The following is a 21,072-nucleotide window of genomic DNA, read 5'->3' as shown; positions in this document are numbered from 1 at the left end:
GAACAGTCCAGTGGCACCGATCTCAATCCGTGATGTGAAAAAGAGCTACGGCAAGCATCCCGTCGTCCACGGCGTCGACCTGGAGATCCAGTCCGGCGAGTTCATCGTCATCCTCGGCCCGTCCGGCTGCGGCAAGTCCACGCTTTTGCGCATGATCGCCGGTCTTGAGGAAATCAGCGGCGGCGAAATCGCCATCGACGGCCGCGTCGTCAACCAGCTGGAGCCGCGCGAACGCGGCTGCGCCATGGTGTTTCAGAACTATGCGCTTTATCCGCATATGAGCGTCGCCGAGAATATCGGCTATGCTTTGAAGGTGGCGGGTGTTTCGAAGGCCGAGCGCAACCGACGCATCGCCGACGTCGCCAGGGCCCTCAGCCTCGAGCCTTTCCTCGACCGCCGGCCGGCCGCCCTTTCCGGCGGCCAGCGCCAGCGCGTGGCAATGGGGCGCGCGATGATCCGCGAACCGAAGGTGTTCCTCTTCGACGAGCCGCTTTCCAACCTCGATGCAAAGTTGCGCATCGCTATGCGCGCCGAAATCCGCCGCCTGCACCGCCGCCTCGGTGCCACGTCCATCTTCGTCACCCACGACCAGAACGAGGCCATGACGCTTGCCGACCGCATCATCGTGATGAACGCCGGCAATGTCGAACAGGTCGGCACGCCGGAAGAGGTCTATCACCATCCGGTCTCCCGTTTCGTCGCTGGTTTCGTCGGCACGCCGGCGATGAACCTGCTCGAAGGCACGATCAATGATGAGGGAATTTTCGTCTACGACCAAAGCCGCAAGATTGCGTTGCCGCGCGAGCGCGCCAGCGCTCTGAGAGGCAAACGCGTCGTGCTCGGCATGCGCGCCGAAGCCGCCAGGCTGGTGGCCTCTGATGCGCCCGAGGCACTAATCGCAACGGCCGATTTCATCGAAGAGCTCGGCGCGAGCCGCATCGTTCATGCCGACTTCGACGGGCTGCCCTTCGCAGTGGCGCTGACCGAGGCGGTGACGGTGAAGTCGGGCGATCCAATCGGCATCGCGATCGATCACAACGCGGTCCACCTCTATGCTGCCGATAGCGGGCGGATGATCGAACATACTGCAATGAGTGGAGCCGGCGCCGTTCACGCCTGAAGGCCCGTCGCGGGCTGCGCCCCTTGCGGCGCGCCTCTCACCAAGGCGTTGCTGGCGGCGGGAGACAGCCCTCAGCGGTGGATTGGATCGATCCAGGGAACGTCTTCCGGTTTCTCGACCGGCTCAATGTTGAGATTGACAACGACGGGCTCCTGACCCGAGCGGACGAGCACGCATTCCAGCGTCTCGTCACGGCTGGCGTTGATCTCCTGATGCGGCACATAGGGCGGGACGTAGATGAAGTCGCCCGGGCCGGCCTCGGCGGTATATTCCAGATGATCGCCCCAGCGCATGCGGGCCTTGCCCTTGACAACGTAGATAATGCTTTCGAGATCGCCGTGGTGATGGGCGCCGGTCTTGGCATTGGCATGGATCGTCACCGTCCCGGCCCAGATCTTCTCGGCCCCGGCCCGCGCATTGTTGATCGCAGTCGCGCGGCTCATGCCCGGCGTCTGCGCCGTGTTCGGGTCGAGCGAATTGCCGGGAATGACCTTGACGCCATGTTCGCGCCAGTCGATGTGAGAATGCTCGTGGTCGTCGCTTATGCCCAGCCTCCGCTCGATCGGACCAATCTAGGCGGGAGTTCGGCGACGGCCAAGCAGATTTACTTCGTGCATCAGAAAGGGCGCGCCTGATGAGCCACCTGCCACAGATCGATTACGACAGTGCTTCACCAGAGGTTCGTGCGGCGCATGACGAGGAGGTCAGGCTGCGCGGGCGCATGACCAACATGAAGCGGACGCTGTTACATTCGCCGGTCGCTCATCGCATCTATGCCGAATGGTTCACGCTGCGGGCCGAGCTCGATCCTGTCATCGGCGACCGCGAGATCTGGATCTTCTCGCATGCGATCTCGAAGGCCGCGAAATCGAAGATCGCCATCACCTTCTTTCGCCGAGCCTTGATCAACAAGGGCTTCGATCCCGACGCATTGCAGCTTTCCGAAGCGGAGGCACTGCTCGACGCCTTCGGCAGGGCTGTTGTCACCGATTCCAACGCCGTTCCGGTCGAGCTCTGGGCAAGGCTGAAGGACCGCTACGAGACCAAGACGCTCGTCGACCTCATCGCCTTTGCCGGCATCATGCTGGCGACGGCCGTGTTCAACAATGTGGTCGAGGTCGAGCTCGACCCTGAGCTCGAAGCCTTCGCGGAAGCCGGCTCAGCCTAGGCGCCAAGTGAAGCAATGGCGGCCCTGACCGCGTCTGCGCCGGATCTGGTCGGCCGGTATTCCAGGCCGACGGCGCCGGCATAGCCGTTGGCGAAGATCCAGTCGAGGCGGCGGGCAAGGTCGATGCTGCCGGAGCCCGGTTCGTTGCGACCGGGATGATCGGCGACATGAACATGGAAAACCCGATCCAGACGGCCGTCCAGCACCTCTTCGGTGCGTTCATCCATCACGGCGGAATGGTAGAGGTCGTAGACGATGCCGATCTCGGGGCGGGCGACGTCATCGACGATGTCGAGGACTTCGCGGGTCGAGTCGAGGAAATAGCCGACATGGTCGATGCGGATGTTGAGCGGTTCGACGCCGAGGCGCACGCCACTGCCTTTGAGGATATCGGCGCCGGCTTTCAGAGTTTCGGTGAGCGACCGGCGCTGCTCCTGACGGCTGAAGCCGGGAAGATCGTCGCCGGCCTGAGCAATCAGCACGGGTGCGTCGAGACGCCTGGCAACGGCAACGGAATCGGCAAGGCCTTTCAGCCAGGCCTGCCGGTTGGCAGCGTCGGTCAGCGCGATCATCGGTTCGGCGACGAGGCTGGTGACGGCGAGGCCGGTTTCCTCCAGCGCCGCCGCGATGGGATCCAGATCCTTGTCGGTCCAGCGCCAGAATTCGACTGCCATCAGCCCGCCAGCATGGGCGCGGCGGATCCGGTCGGCAAAGCTGTCGCCCTCTTCGGCAAACAGCCACTCTATGCAGGCTGAATAAAGTCGCATGAAAACTCCTCCGGTACGGCTCAGGCTGCGACAGAACGGAGTCTGCGGCAAGAGGCGTTTGCGTGCTTGACGACCGGATTCTTTGACGGAACACTCGTTACCTTCTGCCGGGGTGGCCGGCGCTTCTGGAGGAAGACATGGATCTGGGATTGAAGGGAAAGATCGCCGTCATAACGGGTGCGTCGGTCGGCATCGGGCTGGCGATCGCGGAGGGACTGGCGGCGGAGGGCGCCGACCTGGTGCTGGCGGCGCGCGGCGGCGGGCGGCTCGAGGCGGAAGTGGCGCGTATTTCCGAAAAGCACGGTGTCAGCGCAACCGCCGTCGTTGCCGATGTGGCGACGGTGGCGGGAACGGAAGCGATCATTGCGGCAGCCGCCGAAAGAGGTGGCGCCGATATCCTGATCAACAATGCCGGTACCGGATCGAATGAGACGGTGATGGAGGCGCCCGACGAGAAGTGGCAGGCCTACTGGGATCTGCATGTGATGGCCGCCGTCAGGCTTGCGCGCGGCATCGCGCCGCAGATGAAGAAGCGAGGCGGCGGCGTGATTCTCCATAATGCCTCGATCTGCGCCGTCCAGCCACTCTGGTACGAGCCGATCTACAATGTCAGCAAATCGGCGCTGATGATGTTTTCAAAGACGCTCTCGACCGAACTCATCCAGGACAATATCCGCGTAAACTGCATCAATGCCGGCCTGATCCTGACGCCCGACTGGATCAAGACCGCCAAGCAGCTGACGGCCGAAAGCGGTGGAAACTGGGAAGGGTACCTGCAGAGCGTTGCCAATGAGCATGCGGCCTCCAAACGCTTCGGCACGCCGGAGGAATTGGCGAACGTCTTCGTCTTTCTGAGTTCGGAGCGGGCGAGCTACTGCGTCGGATCGACTTATTTCGTCGATGGCGGCATGCTGAAGACGATTTGATCGAAGCTGTCGCAAAGAGCAGTGCAGCAAGCTGGTCCGCCGCTGCTGTGGACGTTGCCGATACAAGCTATAAATATTAGCTATTTTGTTGTATCTTCACGCTTTCGACGTTATTTGCCTGCTATTGAGGGGCAAATATTACGGGGTTCCAAAAGGCGACGACGATGCTGACGAAGAAGGGAAAATACGGCCTGAAGGCACTGGTCGATCTGGCGCGTCTGGCGCCGGGCGAGACCGCCTTCATCAATGACGTCGCGGCGCGCAACAATATTCCGAAGAAGTTTCTCGACACGATCCTGCTCGAACTGCGCAATGTCGGTATCCTGCGTTCAAAGAAGGGGCCCGGCGGCGGATATTCTCTCTCGCGGCCGGCTTCCGAGATCCGCATCGGCCATGTCATCCGCACGCTCGACGGTCCGCTGGCACCGATTCGCTGCGCCAGCCGCACGGCTTACGAGGCCTGCGACGACTGCGCCGATCCGGAAACCTGTCAGGTGCGGCGTTCGATGACCGATGTCCGGGACGCGATCGCCGCCATTCTGGATAATATGACCCTCGACCAGTTCGTCGCAGCCGGCGGCCGCATTGAAGATGCCGGGGACGAATTGCCGATCTCCGCCGCCAGCTGAGACCAATTCGTTTTCACGGGCTATAGGGCGCCGTGCCGAGATCATGCAGGTTTCGTTTCGACATATATTCGCCGGCGCGGTGCAGCAATCCATCCCGCGGCAGCGACAGCGCGTGGATGCGGGCGTTGCGCCAATGTCGGTCGAGATTGAGGCCGATGCCGGTTGACGCTTCGCCCGCGAGCTCGAACAGCGCGTTTGCGGCGCTGAGTGCCGTTTCTCCGGCAGTGATCGCGGCGGCCGAGGCGGAAAAATAGGCATCCGCCATCGCAGCCTCGACAGGATTGACCTGGGCAATGTCGAGTTTGCGGCCCGCCCGCTCCAGAGCTGCCGCCGCAATTTCGATGCCGACGGCGTGTTCGCCGAGCCGGGAGGCGTTGACGGTGCGCTCGTCAATCGTTGTCTTCAGGTCGGCCCATGCCGCGCGCGCGATGCCGAGGCTTACGCCCGCCTTGAGCAACAGGCCGAGCGAAATGCCGGTCGGATATCCGGACGAAGGGGCCGGCGCAATCGCGTCAACATTGACATGAACTGCGCCGGCGATCGTCGTCGCCGATCCATTGGTGCGCTGGCCGAAACCATCCCAATCATCGACCACCTGTACGCCTTCGTCATTGCGGCTGAGGTAGAGCGTCACCAGGCGGCTGGGCGGAAGTGCGAGGGCAACAGTAATCCAATCCGCATAGAGAATACCCGGCGCCTGCCGCAGCCGTCCGCTCAGGCGGTAGCCCGGTCCTTCGGCCGACAGCTCGGTGCCGTCGGCGACCGTTGCACCGGCGAAGCGATCGCCGAGCAGGGCACGGGCAAATAGCGATGCCTTCAGGTCCTCGGCCGCCTGGGTGCGGAGCGTCTCCAGTACGGAAAAGTGATTTTCCAGGGCCTCGCCGATCGAGGCGTCGGCCTCGGCAACGATCGCAACGATTTCGGCGAGCAGGGCATTCGGTACGTCGAGCCCCTCATGCTCGGGCGGAACAGAGATTGCCGTCAGTCCCGACACCGACAGCGCGTCGAGCTCGGCAAAAGGCAGGATGCGGTTGATGTCACGCTCACTTGCCTGGTGACGGAACGTGTCCGCGAGGTTGCGAGCTGTGGATACCGCCTCCTCCTCGGTTTCGATGCGGCGTGCTGGCGGCCTCAGGCAGTCTTGAAACTGCGATACTGTTCCCATCGCTCACTCTTTCCTCGACCGTGACAGGAGTGAAGGATTTTGCTGCTAATGATAAGAACCGTTTTTCCAGAAAAACCCGATGCTTCGAATTTTCTCACCAACTTGATCGCCTCGCCCTCCACGCTACTTATGGTTAACCGGGGCTTTCTTGATTGAGGAAAATGATGGCGACGCACCAAGCGCGCCATAGCGAGGTTTGGAAAATGGGGCGCCAGCCGAGACCGCGTCTGACGCTGGATATTGCCGATATTCCAACCTATGCAATCGGCGACATTCACGGCCGCTACGACCTGCTCTTGAAAGCGGAGGAGGCGATCCTGCGCGATGGCGCGCGGCTGCCCGGACAAAAGCTGATCGTGACACTCGGTGACTATGTCGACCGCGGCCCGGAATCGGCGCAGGTCATCGATCATCTCATGGAGCCGCCGCCGGATGGTTTCGATCGTATCTGCCTTGCCGGAAATCACGAGATCGCCATGCTCGATTATATCGACGGCTGGCTTTCTTATGACGACTGGATGCGGATGGGGTCGGCGGAATTGCTTAAATCCTACGGGCTTGATCCGGAGCATCTGCCGCTGGTCTTCCCCTCCGGCGTGCAGCTCGACGCCTTCCTGCGGCAGTCGCTGCCGCATACGCATATCGATTTCATGCGAACGCTGCCCATCATGCTGGACACGCCGAGCGTGGTGTTCGTGCATGCGGGCATCGATCCGATGCTGCCGCTCTCCGCGCAGACGGAGGAGGACCTGGTCCTCATCCGGCATCGCTTTCTCGAAAGCAGAGTCCCTTTGCCAAAACTCGTCGTGCATGGCCATACGCCCAGCGACGAGCCCGACATTCGCCCGAGGCGACTCAATCTCGATACGCGCGCCTTTCGCAGCGGCAGACTGACTGTCGCCCGGTTTTGGCAGGGCCGGGTGCATCTGTTTTCCACCTGACATCATCCCGCCGGGAGGCTGTGCCACCACGGCGATCAGACGGTCTCCCTTTCGGTCGGAACGGTTTCGACCGACCTTTCAACCGAGCGGCTGCGGCGCCGGCCGCGCAGCACGACGTAGAAGACTGGCGTCAGGAACAGGCCGAAGAGCGTTACGCCGAGCATGCCCGAGAAGACGGCGGTGCCGAGCGACTGGCGCATTTCGGCGCCGGGACCGGTGGCGATTGCAAGCGGCAGGACGCCGAAGATGAAGGCGAATGCCGTCATCAGGATCGGGCGCAGTCGAAGATGACTCGCCTCGATAGCCGCCTCCACCGGCGACTTGCCTTCCTCTTCCGCCTGTCTTGCAAATTCGACGATCAGAATGGCGTTCTTGGCCGCCAGCCCGATCAGCACGATCAGGCCGATCTGCGTCAGGACGTTGTTGTCCATTCCTCTCAGCGACACCCCGATCAGTGCTGCGAGCACGGCAAGCGGAACGATGAGAATGATGGCAAGCGGCAGAACCCAGCTTTCATACTGGGCGGCCAGCGCCAGGAAGACGAAAATGACGGACAGGGCGAAGATGTAGACGGCGGTATTGCCAGTATGGGTTTCCTGATAGGCAAGCTCCGTCCATTCGAAGGTTGTCCCCGGCGGCAGGATCTTTGCCGCCAGCTCCTCCATCTTCTTCAGGGCATCGCCGGTCGAGGTGCCGGGCGTCGGATTGCCCTGCAGCGGCACCGAGACATACATGTTGTAGCGCTGAACGAGCGCCGGCCCGCTGGAATCCTGAATATCCATCAGGGTTCCGAGCGGCACCAGCGCGCCGGTCGCCGAGCGCACTTTCAGGGCGAGGATGTCTTCCCTGTCCATGCGATATTGCCGGTCGGCCTGGGCGCGAACCTGGTAGACACGGCCGAAGGCATTGAAGTCGTTGACGTAAGCGACGCCGAGATTGATCGACAGCGCGTTGAAGATATTGGGAATCGGCACGTTCAGGAAGCGCGCCTTGTCACGGTCGATCGACAGGAAATATTGCGGGCTGGCATCGGAGAAGGTCGTAAAGACGCCGGTCAGTCCCTCGGTCGTTGCCGCCGCCCCCATCATCTGACGGGCAAGGCCGAGCACGCGCGTCATATCCGGGTTTTCAAGATCGGAAATCTGCATCTTGAAGCCGCCGGAGTTGCCGACGCCGCGCACGGACGGCGGCGGGATGGCGATGATGAAGGCTTCCTGGATGCTTTGCAGCTTGCCGAAGAGCTCGCCGATGATCTTGTTGGCGTTGTCTCCGCCTTCCTCGCGCTCGGCGAAGGATTTGAACGGAACGAAGACGACGCCGGAATTCGAGGCGTTGGTAAATGTTGCTCCGCTGAAACCGGCAAATTGCACGGCATTGCCGACACCGGGCACGGTTCGGGCGATATCGCCCACCTGTTTAACGACGGCATCCGTACGGGCAAGTGAGGCGCCATCCGGAAGCTGCACCACGATGATCGCGTAGCCCTGGTCCATGGTTGGAATGAAGCCAGAAGGGACCTTCGTGGTCATATACCAGGTCGCGCCGAGAAGTCCGGCGAAGGCGACCATTGAGCAGGTCAATCCCACCCAGCTGCTGACCAGGTGCCGGACCGTCCAGGAATAGCCGGAGCTCATCCGGTCGAAGCCGCGATTGAAACCGTTCGCAAGGCCGGTTCCCAAGCGCGATGCGATGCTTCTGCGCTTTCTCTCGTGGTCGTGGGGTTTCAGCAATATGCCTGCGAGAGCGGGCGAAAGCGTCAGTGAGTTCAACGCCGAAATCGCGGTGGTGACGGCGATGGTGACAGCAAACTGCCTATAGAACTGGCCTGAAATGCCGGGGATAAAGGCCGTCGGCACGAAGACCGCGATCAGCACCAGGGAGATGGCGATGACCGCGGTTCCCACTTCGTCCATGGTGACGTGGGAGGCCTCTTTCGGCGTCATGCCGCGCGCCAGATTACGCTCGACGTTTTCCACCACCACGATCGCGTCGTCGACGACGATACCGATCGCCAGCACGAGGCCGAAGAGCGTCAGCATGTTGAGCGAAAAGCCGAAGGCCAAGAGGACGGCGAAGGTGCCGATCAGCGAAACGGGGATGGCGACGATCGGTATGATCGCAGTTCGCCAGGATTGCAGGAAGACCAGAACGACGATCGCCACCAGGATGGCCGCTTCGGCGATGGTTTTATACACCTCGTTGATCGAAGCCGAGATGAATTCGGTCGTGTCGTAGACGATGCGATATTCCAGCCCCTGCGGGAAATTCTGTGAGATCTCCTTCATGATCGTCTGAACTTGATGGGCGGTGTCGAGGGCGTTGGTGCCTGGCCGAGCGAAAATACCAAGCGCAACCGCGGGATCGTTGTTGAGGTAACTGTTGGTGACGTAGTCCTGTGCGCCGAGTTCAATGCGGGCGACATCCTGCAACTGCACGAGCCGGCCGGCTCCCGTCGATTTGACGATGACGTAGCGGAATTCGCGCACGTCGGAGAAGCGCCCGTCCGTTCGCACTGTATATTCGAAAGCGTTCCTGCCGGTCACCGGCGGTGCGCCGATCTTGCCTCCGGAGACCTGGACGTTCTGGTCCCTCAAGGCGGAGACCACGTCGTCCGACGTCATGCCGTAGGCAGAGAGTTTTTCCGGATCCAGCCAGATTCGCATCGAATACTGGCGCTCGCCGAAGATCTGCACGTCGCCCACGCCGTCGAGACGCACGAGCACGTCGCGGATGCGGTTGCGGGCATAGTTCGAGACGTAAAGCTGGTCGTAACGATGCGACGGTGACAGGAGGTGCACCACCATCATCAGGTCGGGCGAGCTCTTGTCCGTGGTGACGCCGAGCCGCTGGACTTCCTCGGGAAGACGGGGCAGCGCGATGGATACGCGGTTCTGGACCAGCACCTGGACCTTGTCGAGATCAGTGCCGAGCTTGAAGGTGATCGTCAGCGACATGGCGCCGTCGGCGCTTGAATAGGAGGACATGTAGAGCATGTCCTCGACGCCGTTGATCTGCTGTTCCAGCGGCGTCGAAACGGTGTCGGCGATGGTCTGCGGGTCCGCGCCGGGATAGGAGGTGCGCACGACGATCGTGGGCGGCGCGATCTCCGGATATTGGGAGACCGGCAACTGCGTATAGGCGATGCCGCCGACGACGAGGAAGAGGATCGAAATGACGGCCGCGAAAATCGGCCGATCCACGAAGAAGTGCGCAAATCTCATTGTCCGGTCTCCGCATTTGCGGCTTCCGGCGGCGTATCCTGCCGCTCCTGCGGCAGTTCGCTCATCTGAGGCGTGATTGTCGAACCCGGCCTTGCGCGCATCAGGCCGTTGACGATGATCGTCTCGGCGCCGTCGAGGCCCTCGCGAATAACGCGATAGCCGTAGAGCCGTGGTCCAGGCCGCACCGGCTTGGTCGAAACCTTGCCTTGCGCGTCAACGACATAGACGACGCGTTCATTCTGATCCGAACCGATCGCCTCATCCGGCACGAGAATAGCCTTATAGGTGTTGGAGGCTGCGACCTGCACACGGCCAAACAGGCCCGGCTGCAGGACGAGATCGGGATTTGCTAGGCGAGCGCGGATGCGGATGGTGCCGCTCTCATTGTCGACCCGGTTCTCGGCGAAATCGAGTTTTCCCTTGAAGGGCTTGGCGGTGGGATCCGAGATCGTGACGGAGACGTCCACGCCGCCCCCGCCTAGTTGGAGGTCCGTGCCCATCTTGCGTGCGGTGTCGGCGAAATTGAGCAGTCGGCGCTCGTCGACATCGAAATAGAAATCGATCGGATCGAGGGAAACGATCGTTGTGAGCACCGTCTGGTCGGCTTGCACTAGGTTGCCCGTCGAGATCAGACGACGGTCGATGCGGCCGCTGAGCGGCGCCTTGATCTCCGTATATTCAAGGTCGAGAGCTGCGCGATCAGCGGCAGCCTGCGCGCCGCGGACATTGGCCTGGGCGGAATCGAATTCGCGGCGGCGATCATCAAGCGTCTGTGCGGATTGGCTGCCGCTCGAAGCAAGCGACTGGGCGCGCTTATACTGCGCATCGGCGAAGACAAGGGTGGATTGCGCCGCTTCAAGCGCGGCCTTTGCCTGGTTGAGCGCGGTTATGAACGGACGTTGGTCGATGATGAAGAGCAGGTCGCCCTGCTTGACCAGAGCGCCGTCCTCGAAATGAACTTCCTGCAGATAGCCGCCGACGCGCGAGCGCACGGAAACCTCGTCGACCGGCTGGAAACGGCCGATGAATTCGTCATTATCGACCACATCACGCACGACAGGCTTTGCGACAGTGACGGGAGGAGGCGCGGAGGGAGCGCCTTGGGCCATTGCGGCCAGAGGCATGAATGTGGTGATGCAGCCGAGCATCAATATCCGTCGAAGCACGTAAGTCATACCGGTCCCTCCAATCTCGACGGCCGATCGACTGCCGCCGAAGCTAAGATGAAGTTATGCTATTCATGTCTTGCTGCTGTGAACGGAAGCCTGGGCTCCCGTGATACCCCCGGCATCCGATCGATAGAAGGGAAGGCCGGCATGCGACGCACAATGGAAAGTCTTAACGCTATGGAACGGGATATAAACGGCTGCCGCGAAAAATAGCAAATGCCAATTGCCGGCGGTTATCAATTCTTTACGAGCGGCGTCAGCTTTCGACAATCTCATCGCGGCCTGGCGGTAAGGCTGCGAGTTCGGCCCAATCAAGTTCCTGTTCCAGCATGTGAAAGACATCGTCGTCGATCTCGCCGGCGCGGCGCATCGCGGCCAGTTTGCGGCGTTTGGCGGTGATGACGTTGCGGCGCTGTTTGTCAAGCCGGCTGACCTCGCGCGGGTGTTTTCCGTCAGCGGCGATCTCGCGCTCGGAGGTGTAGACATCGCGCAAGATGCGGGTGGATTTTTCATCGCCCTCAAGCTCGGCAAGCGCTGCATCGATGAGCGCGATGCGGGCTTTTGTGAGATCACGGTCCAAGGAGTTGTCCGGATCAAATTTCAGGAAGCGGATCAGCGGCCCGAGCGTCAGCCCCTGAACGATGAGTGTGCCGAGGACAACGGCAAGGGCGCTGAGTAGGATGATGTCGCGGTCGTGGAAGTCGATCGGCAACGCGAGCGCGGTCGCCAGCGTCACGAGGCCGCGCATTCCGCACCATCCGGCGATAAGGCTCGTCGCGAAAGTGGGAACGGCCTGTTTCGTCAGCCTACGCACCGCCATAAAGGTAATCACACGGTTATAGAGAAGCACCCAAGCCAGGCGGACCACGATGACGGTGATGAAGACCGAGGCGGCCAGGGTGATCGCGAAGTCGAGTCGACCGGGGTCGATATCAACGAAGATTTGGCGGACTTGCAGCCCCATCAGCAGGAAGGCGAGCACGTTGACCAGGAAGACCGCGGCCTCCCAAACCGAATAGGAGTGGATGCGATGGCGGGCGGTCTGCCTTTCGGGCATGTAGCGGGCGATCACCATCGCATAAACGACGATGGTCAAAATCGCTGAAAGGTGCAGCCGCTCGGCGATGATCCATGCGCCAAACGTGGCGACGAATTCGAGCAAGGTGCCGCCGAGCGTGCCGGCGAGTCTTACTCCGATGACCATGTAGAGACGGCCGAGGAGATAACCGAGGATGATACCTCCCGGCGCCGCCAGCGCCAGTTGCGCAAGGGCGCCGCTGAAGAAGGTCGGGCTTGAGGCGGCGGCCACCGCCGCGCTGAAGATCAGGAGCGCGACGGCATCGTTCAAAAGGCTCTCGCCTTTAAGGACCACATAGGTCTGCCGCGGCAGCTCGAAACGGTCGAGCATAGCGGTTGCCGCTGCCGCATCGGGTGGTGCGACGATGGCTCCGAGGGCCAAGGCTGCAGCAAGCGGCAGGCCGGCCGTCGTCATGGCGACGGCGGCGACTGCGACAGCCGTCAGGATGACGGCAATGGCGGCGAGCGAGAAGAGCGGCAGCCAGTTGCGCCTCAACGTCCGTGGCGGCAGGTCATAGGCAGCGTCGAAGAGGACGGGCGCGATCAACAGCGCCAGCGCCAATTGCGGATCAATGGCGACGTCGGGCGCCCAGGGCACGGCGGCAACGATGATGCCGGCGATCGCCAGCATTGTGGGATAAGGGATGCGGAATTTTCGAGAGAATTGCAGGAAGACGATCGCTACCAGAAGCAATGTCAGCATGCTTTCGAAGAACGCCATCCAGCCCTCCTGCACGCCTCCGGCGGAGGCTATCTCTGTCGAAAATTAGGGCCGAAGCCGGTCTGCGGCCACTGTACGAAGCCAGCTTTTCTCGCTGCGGCTGCGGCATTTTAGCCGCGGCTTCGGAATTTACCTGAAGCACCCTTGTGCAGTGCACGCGGCAGGAATATATCACCCATATCATAAGTATGCTTATAAATAGCCGGCAAATGTCCCCATGAACGCCACGCCGACACTCGGTTTTCTTTTGCACGACGTCGCGCGGCTGCTGCGCAAGCGGTTCGAGCAGCGCGCGAAGTGCCTTGGGTTGACGCGTTCACAATGGCAGACACTTGCCTATCTCTCAAACAACGAAGGCATCCACCAAAGCGGCCTTGCCGAAATCCTCGAAATCGAGCCGATCACGCTGGTGCGCATCCTCGACAAGCTCGCCGAGCGCGGGCTAATCGAGCGCCGCCAGCATCCCACCGACCGGCGTGTCTGGCTGCTCTACATGCGCGAGGAGGCGCATCCGCTGCTCGCCGAAATGCGCGAACTCGGCGATGTCACCCGAGCCGAGGCGCTGGAGGGCGTTTCGGCCGAGCAGCGCGAGCAGCTTTACCGGATCCTATCTGCAATGAAGACGAACCTGGTGCAGGCTTGCCGAACACCGGTCGAAGAGAATGAGATGAACGATGGCTGATCAACCCAACCTCCGCGTCGTTGCAGACGCCGATGCCAAGACATCTGAAGCAATCCAAATCAAACAGCAGGAAACGGTAGCCGAAGCGCCTTCATCCAGTTCAGCGCCGGCTGCCGCCGTGGCTGCGCCTGGCGGCAACAAGGTCCGCCGCCGGCGCAGTCTCACACGGCCCGTCCTTTTCGCCCTTCTGCCGGCAGCGCTGGTCATCGGCGGTTATTACTACGTCAATGGCGGCCAGGTGATGTCAACCGATAACGCCTATATTCAGGCCGACATGGTCGGGGTCACCACTGATGTCTCGGGCATCGTCGACGAGATCAACGTGCACGAGAACGAGGCGGTCAAGGCGGGCCAGGTGCTCTTCAGCCTCAAATCGGATTCCTTCAGGATTGCGCTCGATGGCGCCAAGGCGCAGCTCGGCGCGCAGCGCAACCAGATCATGAACCTCAAGGCGAGCTATCAGCAGTCACTCGCCGAGATCACCCAAGCTGAGGCCGATCTGCCCTATTACCAGGATCAGTTCGACCGTCAGCAGGCCCTCGTCAACAACGGCAGTGCAACGCAATCCGCCTATGACGAGGCCAGGCACAATCTCGAAGCTGCTCAACAGAAGGTCGCCGTCGCCAAGGCGGAAGCGGCAACGACACTCGCTCAGCTCGGCGGCAGCGCCGACCAGCCGGTCGAGGAAAACCCGCTCTATCTGCAGGCCAAGTCACAGGTCGATAATGCACAGCGCGAGTTCGACCACAGCGTCGTCAGGGCCCCCTTCGACGGTATCGTCACCAATGTCAACGCGCTGCAGGTCGGCTCTTATTTGCAGGCTTCGCAGCAGGCATTCTCGCTTGTCGCCACAGACCACCTGTGGATCGCCGCCAGCCCGAAGGAAACCGAGCTGACCTACGTCAAGCCGGGCCAGACGGCCGAGATCCATGTCGACACCTATCCTGGCGTGACATGGAAGGGCAAGATCGAGAGCATCAGCCCGGCCTCCGGCTCCAGCTTCTCGCTGCTGCCGGCGCAGAACACGACCGGCAACTGGGTAAAGGTCGTCCAGCGCATCCCGATGCGCGTCAGCATCGAGGATACCCAAGGCAAGCCGCCGCTTCGTGTCGGCATGAGCACGGTCGTCGATGTCGATACCGGCCACGCCCGCGGCCTGCCGAATTTCGTCAACAAGCTTCTGGGCCGGCCTCAGGGCAAGGACCATGACTAACGCTGCCCCCTCTCCGGTGAACCCGGTCGCCAATCGTGGCGCGATCACGGCCTGCGTCATTCTTGCCGTCATCATGCAGGCGCTGGATACGACGATCGCCAACGTGGCGCTGCCCTATATCCAGGGCAGCGTGTCGGCTTCCGCCGACCAGATCAACTGGGTCCTGACCTCCTATATTGTCGCGGCGGCGATCATGACGCCGCCCTCGGGTTTCCTCGCCGCCAGGTTCGGTCGCAAGCGCGTGCTGCTCGTCGCCGTTGCCGGCTTCGTCGGCGCCTCCATCCTCTGCGGTCTTGCGCAATCGCTGAACCAGATCGTCGTCTTTCGCCTGATGCAGGGCCTTTTTGGCGCATCGCTGGTGCCACTTTCCCAGGGCATCCTCCTCGACATCTATAGCGTCGAGGAGCGCGGCTCGGCGATGGCTCTCTTCGGCGTCTCGGTCATGGTCGGGCCGGTACTCGGACCCGTCATCGGGGGTTGGCTGACCGACAATATCAGCTGGCGCTGGGTGTTCTACATCAACGTGCCGATCGGGGCGCTCGCTTTTGCCGGCATCATCATCTTCGTCTCAGAAACGAAGAGGGATCTGCTCGCCAAGCTGGACTGGTTCGGTTTCGGTATGATGAGCCTGTTCATCGCCTCGCTCCAGCTCTTCCTGGACCGCGGCGAGCAGCTCGACTGGTTCTCATCGGTCGAGATCATGCTCGAAGCGATCGTCTGCGCCGCGGCGTTCTATCTGCTCCTCGTGCACACGCTGACCGCAGAGAAATCCTTCGTCAACCCGAAGCTGTTTCTCGATCAGAACTTCACGATCAGCATGATCTTCATCTTCGTGATCGGCATCACCTATCTCGCTTCGCTGGCACTGATGACGCCTTATCTGCAGACCCTGATGGGCTATCCCGTCATCACCGCCGGTATCGTCATGGGGCCGCGCGGGCTCGGCACCATGCTCTGCATGTTCATCGTCGGGCGGCTGATCGGCAAGGTGGATACGCGTTGGCTGCTGGTGCTGGGGCTCGGGCTCACCGCCTGGGCGATGTACGACATGACGGGCTGGACGCCCGACGTCTCGCAATGGACGATCGTCTCGATCGGCTTCATCCAGGGTGCCGGCCTGGGCTTCCTCTTCGTGCCGCTGACGACGATCGCTTTCGCCACGCTGCCCTCCCAGATGCGTGGCGATGGCACCGGCCTCTACAACCTTTCGCGAAACATCGGCTCATCGGTCGGCATTTCGATCGTCTCGGCCTTGATCGTCGAGAATACTCAGCGCAATCACGAATCGATCGCGGCCTATGTGACGCCGTTCAACCATGCCTTCAACGCCGCGGCGGCGCAGGGGCTTAGTCCTGTGACGGCTGCCGGACGCGCCTCGCTTAACGAGATCATCACGCTTCAGTCGACGATCATCGCCTATATGGACGATTTCAAGCTTTTGATGCTGATGTCGCTTGCGGTGATTCCGCTGGTGCTTTTGCTGCGCAAGCCGAAGGCGGCGCCCGCCGTCGATCACAGCGCCGTCATGGAATAATCAGCGAAAAGGTTTGCTGAGATAACGCGATCCCTGAATGCCGAAACGCCAGGGTGCCTCGGCATTTTTTGTAATGCCGATGCGTTTTCCCGAGACAATGGGCACCGGCGCAGACGGCGTTAGCGCATAGGGCGGGCGGTCGAGCAGCCGGTCATTGACTTCGATGTCAATGCCGAGGGCCTGGCAGAGCTTGCCCGGGCCGCTGCAGAGCGCCGTCAGCATATCGGTGCCGCGCCGCTCCCTCATGGCGGGAATTCCGGTTTCCGGCTCAAGTGCGCGGATCAGCACCGCCGAGCCCGGATGGCAGACGAAGTTCAGGCACCAGTACATGCCGTAGATGCGGTAGATGTAGACATTGCCGGGTCGGCCGAACATGGCGCCGTTGCGCTTGGTCGGGCCACGAAAACTGTGCGAGGCTTCATCATCGGGGAAATAGGCTTCGGTCTCGGTGATCCGGCCGCCGGCGCCATCGACTGCGAGATGGCAGCCCAGAAGGTCGCGGGCCACGGTGACCGCGTCGCGCTCGAAAAACGTCCTGAGGCCTTCGCCGGCAAGCGCGCCGGCGCCGATCGCGCCCTTCGTCATTCCACCATCGGTCATGGCCGAGGCAGATAACATCCCGCGCGTCCCTCGTCACCCCGAAACCGCGTCACGCTTTCGGATGGGCGTCAGCGAGCGGCGTTGGGATCGCGCATCGGAATCGAGGAGACGGTGACGGAGACCGGATCGCTTGCCGGAAAGGAATCCTCCAGACCCTCCTCCAGTTCCTCTTCGAGCAAGGCCGGATCCTTGCTGCGCGCGCCGTCGCCGTGGGCAGATCCAATTGCTGCCGCAAGCAGGGCCTTGGCGCGCGGGACCGCGTTTTCCAATGTCAGTTCGGGTGCGCTTCGCAGCGTTACGGCAATGCTGTCTTCGCCTTCACCGCCGAATTCGACGACGAAGCCGTCTTCCGTCTGGTAGACGGTGATATCGCTGAGTGTCATGGCTCTTCCCCCCAAAATGCTTATATTAGGAAAGCGTGTTTTTGGAATTTTGTCGAGCGAAGACCTTCACCAGCCAATCGATGAAGACACGCACGCGTCGGACTGACATGGCGCGTCGTGCGTTGGAGCAGGCGCACGCCGAGGCGAGCCTCGGGCTGCTTGACCGCATCGGTAACGGTCGAGCGCGGCACGCCTGTGTCTTCTGCTGCGAGGGTGAAGCTGCGGCGCTCCACAACGCGGCAGGACACACGCATGGCATCGAATCTGTCCATGGCGGTGCGATCTGACGAAGGCGCCGTCATCGCGATTATGTGAACGACGCTTGTAGGTTTTTCCTCTTACAATCTTGTGGAGAGTGCTTATAAGTAATTTCTCGCGAGAGAGCGGAGTTCCCTGACGCTCTCTCGCGAGCCTCCAGAGCCTGCCGCGCCCATGCAGCGGCGCGACAGGCCCGATGTTCAAAATATTGCGGCCCGTCGAAGGTCTCCCCTGCCTTCCGGGCCGTATCTGTTTGCCGCTGCGGCATGCCCTATAAATCGTTCAGCCTGGCCTCGACCAGAAGCTTCACCAGCCAGTCTACGAAGACGCGCACCTTGTTGCTGAGGTGGCGGTTCGGCGGATAGACCACATAGAGCGGAACCGGATCGCGGCGCCAATCCGGCAGCAGGCGGATGAGTTCGCCCCGCCGCATGGGTTCACGCGCCATGAAGGTCGGCACCTGCGCGACGCCGAGCCCGGTCAGGGCCGCGGTCAGATAAGTCCTGCTGTCGTTGACCGAGGCGATGCAGCGCGGGGTGGTCTCGACCATTTCGTTGCCCCTGCGAAATTCGAAGGGCAGCGTCCGGTTGTTTTGGGCGCGGAAATAATTGACGGAGTAGTGCGTGGCCTCCAAATCCTCCGGCCGTTCGGGCATGCCGAATTTCTGAATGTAGCTCGGCGAAGCGCAGGTGATCAGTTCCATCTCCGAAACCCGCCGGGCAATCAGCGATTGGTCGGTGGGCGTGCCCGCCCGTAGCGCGCAATCGACGTTTTCGACCAGGTAGTCCACCGTGCGGTCGCCGACCCCCAGATCCAGGCGGATGTCGGGATAGCGCTGGTAGAAGTCACAAAGCGCCGGAACGACGATGGCGTCAGCAAAGGCGCCGCTCATCTCGATACGCAGCCGCCCGCTCGGCAGGCTTTGTGAGTTGGAGAGGCTGCCATCGAGTTCTTCCAGTTCGGAGATGATCTGGGCGGCGCGTTCATAATAAAGCGCGCCGTCCGTGGTTACCATGACCCGGCGCGTGGTACGGTTCAGAAGCTTGGTGCGCAGATGCGCTTCGAGGCCCTGAATGAGGTTGGTCACCGTCGCTTTGGGCATGGCGAGCATGTCGGCGGCGCGGGTGAAATTGCCCGTCTCCACCACACGGATGAAGACGCGCATTGCCGAGAGCTGATCCATCGGTTTCAAGTCCGCAGTTTGCGTTGCACCATTATTCGAAAATTGGAACAGTGTAATCGCGATATTGCTTCTTATTCCTTCCGCTGAATAACAATATCTTTTTTGTGGAAAATGCAAGCGGCGGATGCGCCTGTTTGCTCCAATGCGGAAAGAGACCGGAAGCATGTCGGTGGAATGGAAAGATATGGTGCTGGACAAGGTGGCCATCGGCCCCGTTTCCGCACGTATCTACCAGGGCGCCGATTACGGCAAGGGGCCGCCGATCGTGCTTTACCTGCATGGCGGCGCGTTTCTCGACAGCGAGACGAATGTCGACCGGCCGGTGGCGATGAGCCTGGCCAAGGCCGGCGCGATCGTCGCTGCCGTCGACTATAGCAGCCTGTCCGGCAATATGTTTCCGAAGGCATTGGAAGTTTCCTTCTCGGTTTTCAGCTACCTCGCCAACAAACGTGCTGCCGGTCTTGGCGACCGCAAGTCGCTGCTTTTTGTCGCCGGTGAGGAGGCTGGTGGCAACGTTGCCGCCGGTGTGGCGCTGAAGGCGCGGGACCAGTTGCCTGATGCGCTCGACGGTCAGGTTTTGATTTCGCCGCTGCTTGATCCCTTCATGGGCACGTCCTCAATTCGTAAGGCGGAAGCCATCGGTATGCGCCAGCGTTGGACCGAGGGCTGGAGTCATTACTTGAGCGGCGGCGGTTGCCATCCCTATGCGGCGCCTTGCCTCTGTTCGCGTCTTTCAGGCGTCGCGCCGGCATTGATATTTACCGCCGAGGACGATCCTCTGCACGACGAGACAATCGGTTACGGCGCCCGCCTGAAGAAGGCCGGTGTCGGTGTCCGCCAGCATGTCCTTCCCGCCGGGATGGGCTGGCCTTTGATTTATGGTGGGAAATCCGGGGAAACGCCTGGTTGGCAGGAACACGTCAGCCGCCATTTCGGGAGTTTCCTTCAGGACGTAAGCGTCCAACCGCAATTGCATTGAAGAAGATCTGATATTTCGGCGGCTTGAGGCCGCAAGGAGAGTACTGATGACGTCCAGAAGTAAACGCTGGGCCCTGGTGGGTGCCGGCCTAGGTCTTATTGCGTCCGTTTCCGGCGCGGCATTGTTTTTCGAATTGCCTATGAGCACGGCTGCCACTGCCGCTTCCGCCCCGGCGGAGGCTCCTGCGGTGCCGGTGACGGTAGCCGTCGTTGCAGCGCGCGACGTGACGGCCTGGGAAAGTTTCTCCGGTCGCCTTGAAGCGGTCGATCGCGTGCAGGTGCGCTCCCGCGTCGCCGGCGCCATCTTGTCGGTAGCATTCCGCGAAGGCGCCCTGGTCAAACAGGGCGATCTGCTCTTCACGATCGACCCGGCGCCCTACCAGGCGAGCGTGGCACAGGCGCAAGGCCAGGTCGCTTCGGCCGAAGCCAGGGTCAGCCTGGCGCAGACCGAACTCGATCGCGGCCGCAGGCTTTCCGACAACCGCACCATCTCCCAGAGCGATCTCGATCAGCGCCAGAGCGCGCTGGCCGAGGCGCAGGCCGGGCTGCGTTCGGCGCAGGCCACATTGCAGTCGGCCCAGCTCGATCTCGATTACACCCAGGTTCGCGCTCCCGTGTCGGGCCGTATCGGCAAGATCGAGGTCACAGCCGGCAACCTCGTTGCTGCCGGGTCGGCCTCGCCGGCGCTGACGACGCTTGTTTCGGTCGACCCGATCTATGCGAGCTTCAACGCCAGCGAAGAGATGGTGACGCGGGCGCTTGCCCAGCTGCCGCAGACCGATAGCGCCCTGCCTCCGGTCGAGCAGATCCCTGTCGAAATCGGCACGCTGACCGATGACGGTACGCCGATCAAAGGCAAGCTGCAGTTGATCGACAACGAGGTTGATGCGGCGAGCGGCACGATCGGCGTGCGCGCCGTCTTCGACAATCCGGGCGGTCGGCTCATTCCCGGACAGTTCGTGCGGGTGCGCATGGGCCAGCCGAAGGCGGAGAACAAGATCGTCATCAGCGATCGCGCCGTCGGTACCGACCAGGACAAGAAATTCGTCTTCGTCGTCGACGGCGAGAACAAGGTCGCCTACCGCCAGGTGCAGCTCGGAACTGTGGCTGACGGCCAGCGGGTAGTCGAAAGCGGCCTGAAGGCCGGCGAGAAGATCGTCGTCAACGGTCTGCAGCGCATCCGTCCCGGCGCCGTGGTTGCGCCGCAGATGGAAGAGAAGGTCGCCACCGCTCAGTAAGATCCGGTCTTCCCCTGCGGGGAAGGGCGATACTCGATATCATATGACCCGCCGGCGGCGCCTCACCCGCCGGAGAGGGATTTTGCATCCATGTTCACC

19 protein-coding genes and 1 pseudogene are annotated in these 21,072 nt (G+C 61.8%); 10 read left to right on the top strand and 10 right to left on the bottom strand.

The features are described from left to right. Positions 1 to 10 precede the first annotated feature (10 nt). Positions 11 to 1,120 (top strand): sn-glycerol-3-phosphate ABC transporter ATP-binding protein UgpC, encoded by a 1,110-nt coding sequence (ugpC, locus tag FFR93_RS34560; protein ID WP_138396483.1) that lies wholly within the window; start codon positions 11 to 13, stop codon positions 1,118 to 1,120. Between the two features lie 71 nt (positions 1,121 to 1,191). On the opposite strand, the gene FFR93_RS34555 is transcribed toward ugpC, so the two are convergent. Next, positions 1,192 to 1,665: a cupin domain-containing protein gene (locus FFR93_RS34555; RefSeq protein ID WP_138396482.1), complete on the bottom strand. Its 474-nt coding sequence runs from the start codon at positions 1,663 to 1,665 to the stop codon at positions 1,192 to 1,194. Between the two features lie 89 nt (positions 1,666 to 1,754). Between FFR93_RS34555 and FFR93_RS34550 the strand changes: the two genes are divergently transcribed. Continuing rightward, a complete protein-coding gene (locus tag FFR93_RS34550) occupies positions 1,755 to 2,288 on the top strand; it encodes a hypothetical protein (protein ID WP_138396481.1) in 534 nt (177 codons plus the stop codon). Here the strand turns inward: FFR93_RS34550 and FFR93_RS34545 are convergent. Then, positions 2,285 to 3,055: a TIM barrel protein gene (locus tag FFR93_RS34545; RefSeq protein ID WP_138396480.1), complete on the bottom strand. Its 771-nt coding sequence runs from the start codon at positions 3,053 to 3,055 to the stop codon at positions 2,285 to 2,287. The genes FFR93_RS34550 and FFR93_RS34545 overlap by 4 nt on opposite strands. A 137-nt stretch (positions 3,056 to 3,192) precedes the next feature. On the opposite strand from FFR93_RS34545, the gene FFR93_RS34540 reads away from it, so the two are divergent. Both FFR93_RS34540 and FFR93_RS34535 read left to right on the top strand, forming a co-directional pair. Then, positions 3,193 to 3,981, top strand: a complete 789-nt coding sequence (locus tag FFR93_RS34540; RefSeq protein WP_138396479.1) for an SDR family oxidoreductase — start codon at positions 3,193 to 3,195, stop codon at positions 3,979 to 3,981. 164 nt (positions 3,982 to 4,145) lie between these two features. Beyond that, positions 4,146 to 4,610 carry an Rrf2 family transcriptional regulator gene (locus FFR93_RS34535; protein ID WP_064706035.1) on the top strand — a complete coding sequence of 155 codons (465 nt, stop codon included), beginning with the start codon at positions 4,146 to 4,148 and terminating at the stop codon, positions 4,608 to 4,610. Positions 4,611 to 4,623: 13 nt separating this feature from the next. On the opposite strand, the gene FFR93_RS34530 is transcribed toward FFR93_RS34535, so the two are convergent. Further along, positions 4,624 to 5,775 (bottom strand): monooxygenase, encoded by a 1,152-nt coding sequence (locus FFR93_RS34530; RefSeq protein ID WP_138396478.1) that lies wholly within the window; start codon positions 5,773 to 5,775, stop codon positions 4,624 to 4,626. 164 nt (positions 5,776 to 5,939) lie between these two features. On the opposite strand from FFR93_RS34530, the gene FFR93_RS34525 reads away from it, so the two are divergent. Beyond that, positions 5,940 to 6,716 carry a metallophosphoesterase family protein gene (locus FFR93_RS34525; RefSeq protein WP_171049303.1) on the top strand — a complete coding sequence of 259 codons (777 nt, stop codon included), beginning with the start codon at positions 5,940 to 5,942 and terminating at the stop codon, positions 6,714 to 6,716. 35 nt (positions 6,717 to 6,751) lie between these two features. Here FFR93_RS34525 and FFR93_RS34520 read toward each other — a convergent pair whose 3' ends face one another. The 3 genes from FFR93_RS34520 to FFR93_RS34510 form a co-directional block, all read right to left on the bottom strand. Next, positions 6,752 to 9,937, bottom strand: coding sequence for a multidrug efflux RND transporter permease subunit (locus FFR93_RS34520; protein WP_138396477.1), 3,186 nt, complete (start codon positions 9,935 to 9,937; stop codon positions 6,752 to 6,754). Further along, positions 9,934 to 11,112, bottom strand: coding sequence for an efflux RND transporter periplasmic adaptor subunit (locus FFR93_RS34515; RefSeq protein ID WP_138396476.1), 1,179 nt, complete (start codon positions 11,110 to 11,112; stop codon positions 9,934 to 9,936). The genes FFR93_RS34520 and FFR93_RS34515 overlap by 4 nt, the downstream gene beginning before the upstream one ends. 250 nt (positions 11,113 to 11,362) lie before the next feature. Then, a complete protein-coding gene (locus FFR93_RS34510; RefSeq protein WP_138396475.1) occupies positions 11,363 to 12,904 on the bottom strand; it encodes a cation:proton antiporter in 1,542 nt (513 codons plus the stop codon). Between the two features lie 217 nt (positions 12,905 to 13,121). Here FFR93_RS34510 and FFR93_RS34505 point away from each other — a divergent pair, with 217 nt between their 5' ends. Genes FFR93_RS34505 through FFR93_RS34495 form a run of 3 tightly spaced genes read left to right on the top strand, consistent with a single transcriptional unit; the run spans position 13,122 to position 16,333 of the window. Then, positions 13,122 to 13,586 carry a MarR family transcriptional regulator gene (locus tag FFR93_RS34505; RefSeq protein ID WP_138396474.1) on the top strand — a complete coding sequence of 155 codons (465 nt, stop codon included), beginning with the start codon at positions 13,122 to 13,124 and terminating at the stop codon, positions 13,584 to 13,586. Further along, complete coding sequence (locus tag FFR93_RS34500; RefSeq protein ID WP_138396473.1) at positions 13,579 to 14,799, top strand: HlyD family secretion protein; 1,221 nt, start codon at positions 13,579 to 13,581, stop codon at positions 14,797 to 14,799. Before FFR93_RS34505 ends, FFR93_RS34500 begins: the two co-directional genes overlap by 8 nt. Continuing rightward, positions 14,792 to 16,333 carry a DHA2 family efflux MFS transporter permease subunit gene (locus FFR93_RS34495; protein ID WP_138396472.1) on the top strand — a complete coding sequence of 514 codons (1,542 nt, stop codon included), beginning with the start codon at positions 14,792 to 14,794 and terminating at the stop codon, positions 16,331 to 16,333. The genes FFR93_RS34500 and FFR93_RS34495 overlap by 8 nt, the downstream gene beginning before the upstream one ends. Here FFR93_RS34495 and FFR93_RS34490 read toward each other — a convergent pair whose 3' ends face one another. From FFR93_RS34490 to FFR93_RS34475, 4 genes and pseudogenes are all read right to left on the bottom strand, one after another. Further along, positions 16,334 to 16,951, bottom strand: a complete 618-nt coding sequence (locus tag FFR93_RS34490) for a DNA-3-methyladenine glycosylase (RefSeq protein WP_138396471.1) — start codon at positions 16,949 to 16,951, stop codon at positions 16,334 to 16,336. Between the two features lie 50 nt (positions 16,952 to 17,001). Then, a complete protein-coding gene (locus FFR93_RS34485) occupies positions 17,002 to 17,316 on the bottom strand; it encodes a hypothetical protein (protein WP_138396470.1) in 315 nt (104 codons plus the stop codon). Between the two features lie 95 nt (positions 17,317 to 17,411). Then, positions 17,412 to 17,588 (bottom strand): annotated as a pseudogene (locus FFR93_RS34480) (LysR family transcriptional regulator); the annotation flags it as partial. A 257-nt stretch (positions 17,589 to 17,845) separates the two neighbouring features. Next, on the bottom strand, positions 17,846 to 18,757 hold the full coding sequence (locus FFR93_RS34475; RefSeq protein WP_064706024.1) for a LysR family transcriptional regulator: 912 nt from the start codon (positions 18,755 to 18,757) through the stop codon (positions 17,846 to 17,848). A 163-nt stretch (positions 18,758 to 18,920) separates the two neighbouring features. Here FFR93_RS34475 and FFR93_RS34470 point away from each other — a divergent pair, with 163 nt between their 5' ends. Further along, entirely contained in the window at positions 18,921 to 19,736 is an 816-nt protein-coding gene (locus tag FFR93_RS34470) for an alpha/beta hydrolase fold domain-containing protein (protein ID WP_138396469.1), read from the top strand. A gap of 46 nt (positions 19,737 to 19,782) precedes the next feature. Further along, entirely contained in the window at positions 19,783 to 20,973 is a 1,191-nt protein-coding gene (locus tag FFR93_RS34465) for an efflux RND transporter periplasmic adaptor subunit (RefSeq protein WP_138396468.1), read from the top strand. Positions 20,974 to 21,072: the final 99 nt, after the last annotated feature.

The sequence above is a fragment of the Rhizobium sp. MHM7A genome (genome assembly GCF_005862215.1).
GTDB classification, from domain to species: Bacteria; Pseudomonadota; Alphaproteobacteria; order Rhizobiales; family Rhizobiaceae; genus Rhizobium; species Rhizobium bangladeshense.
Note: the sequence above shows the minus strand (reverse complement) of the source record. Positions and strands in the feature narration are given on the sequence as shown.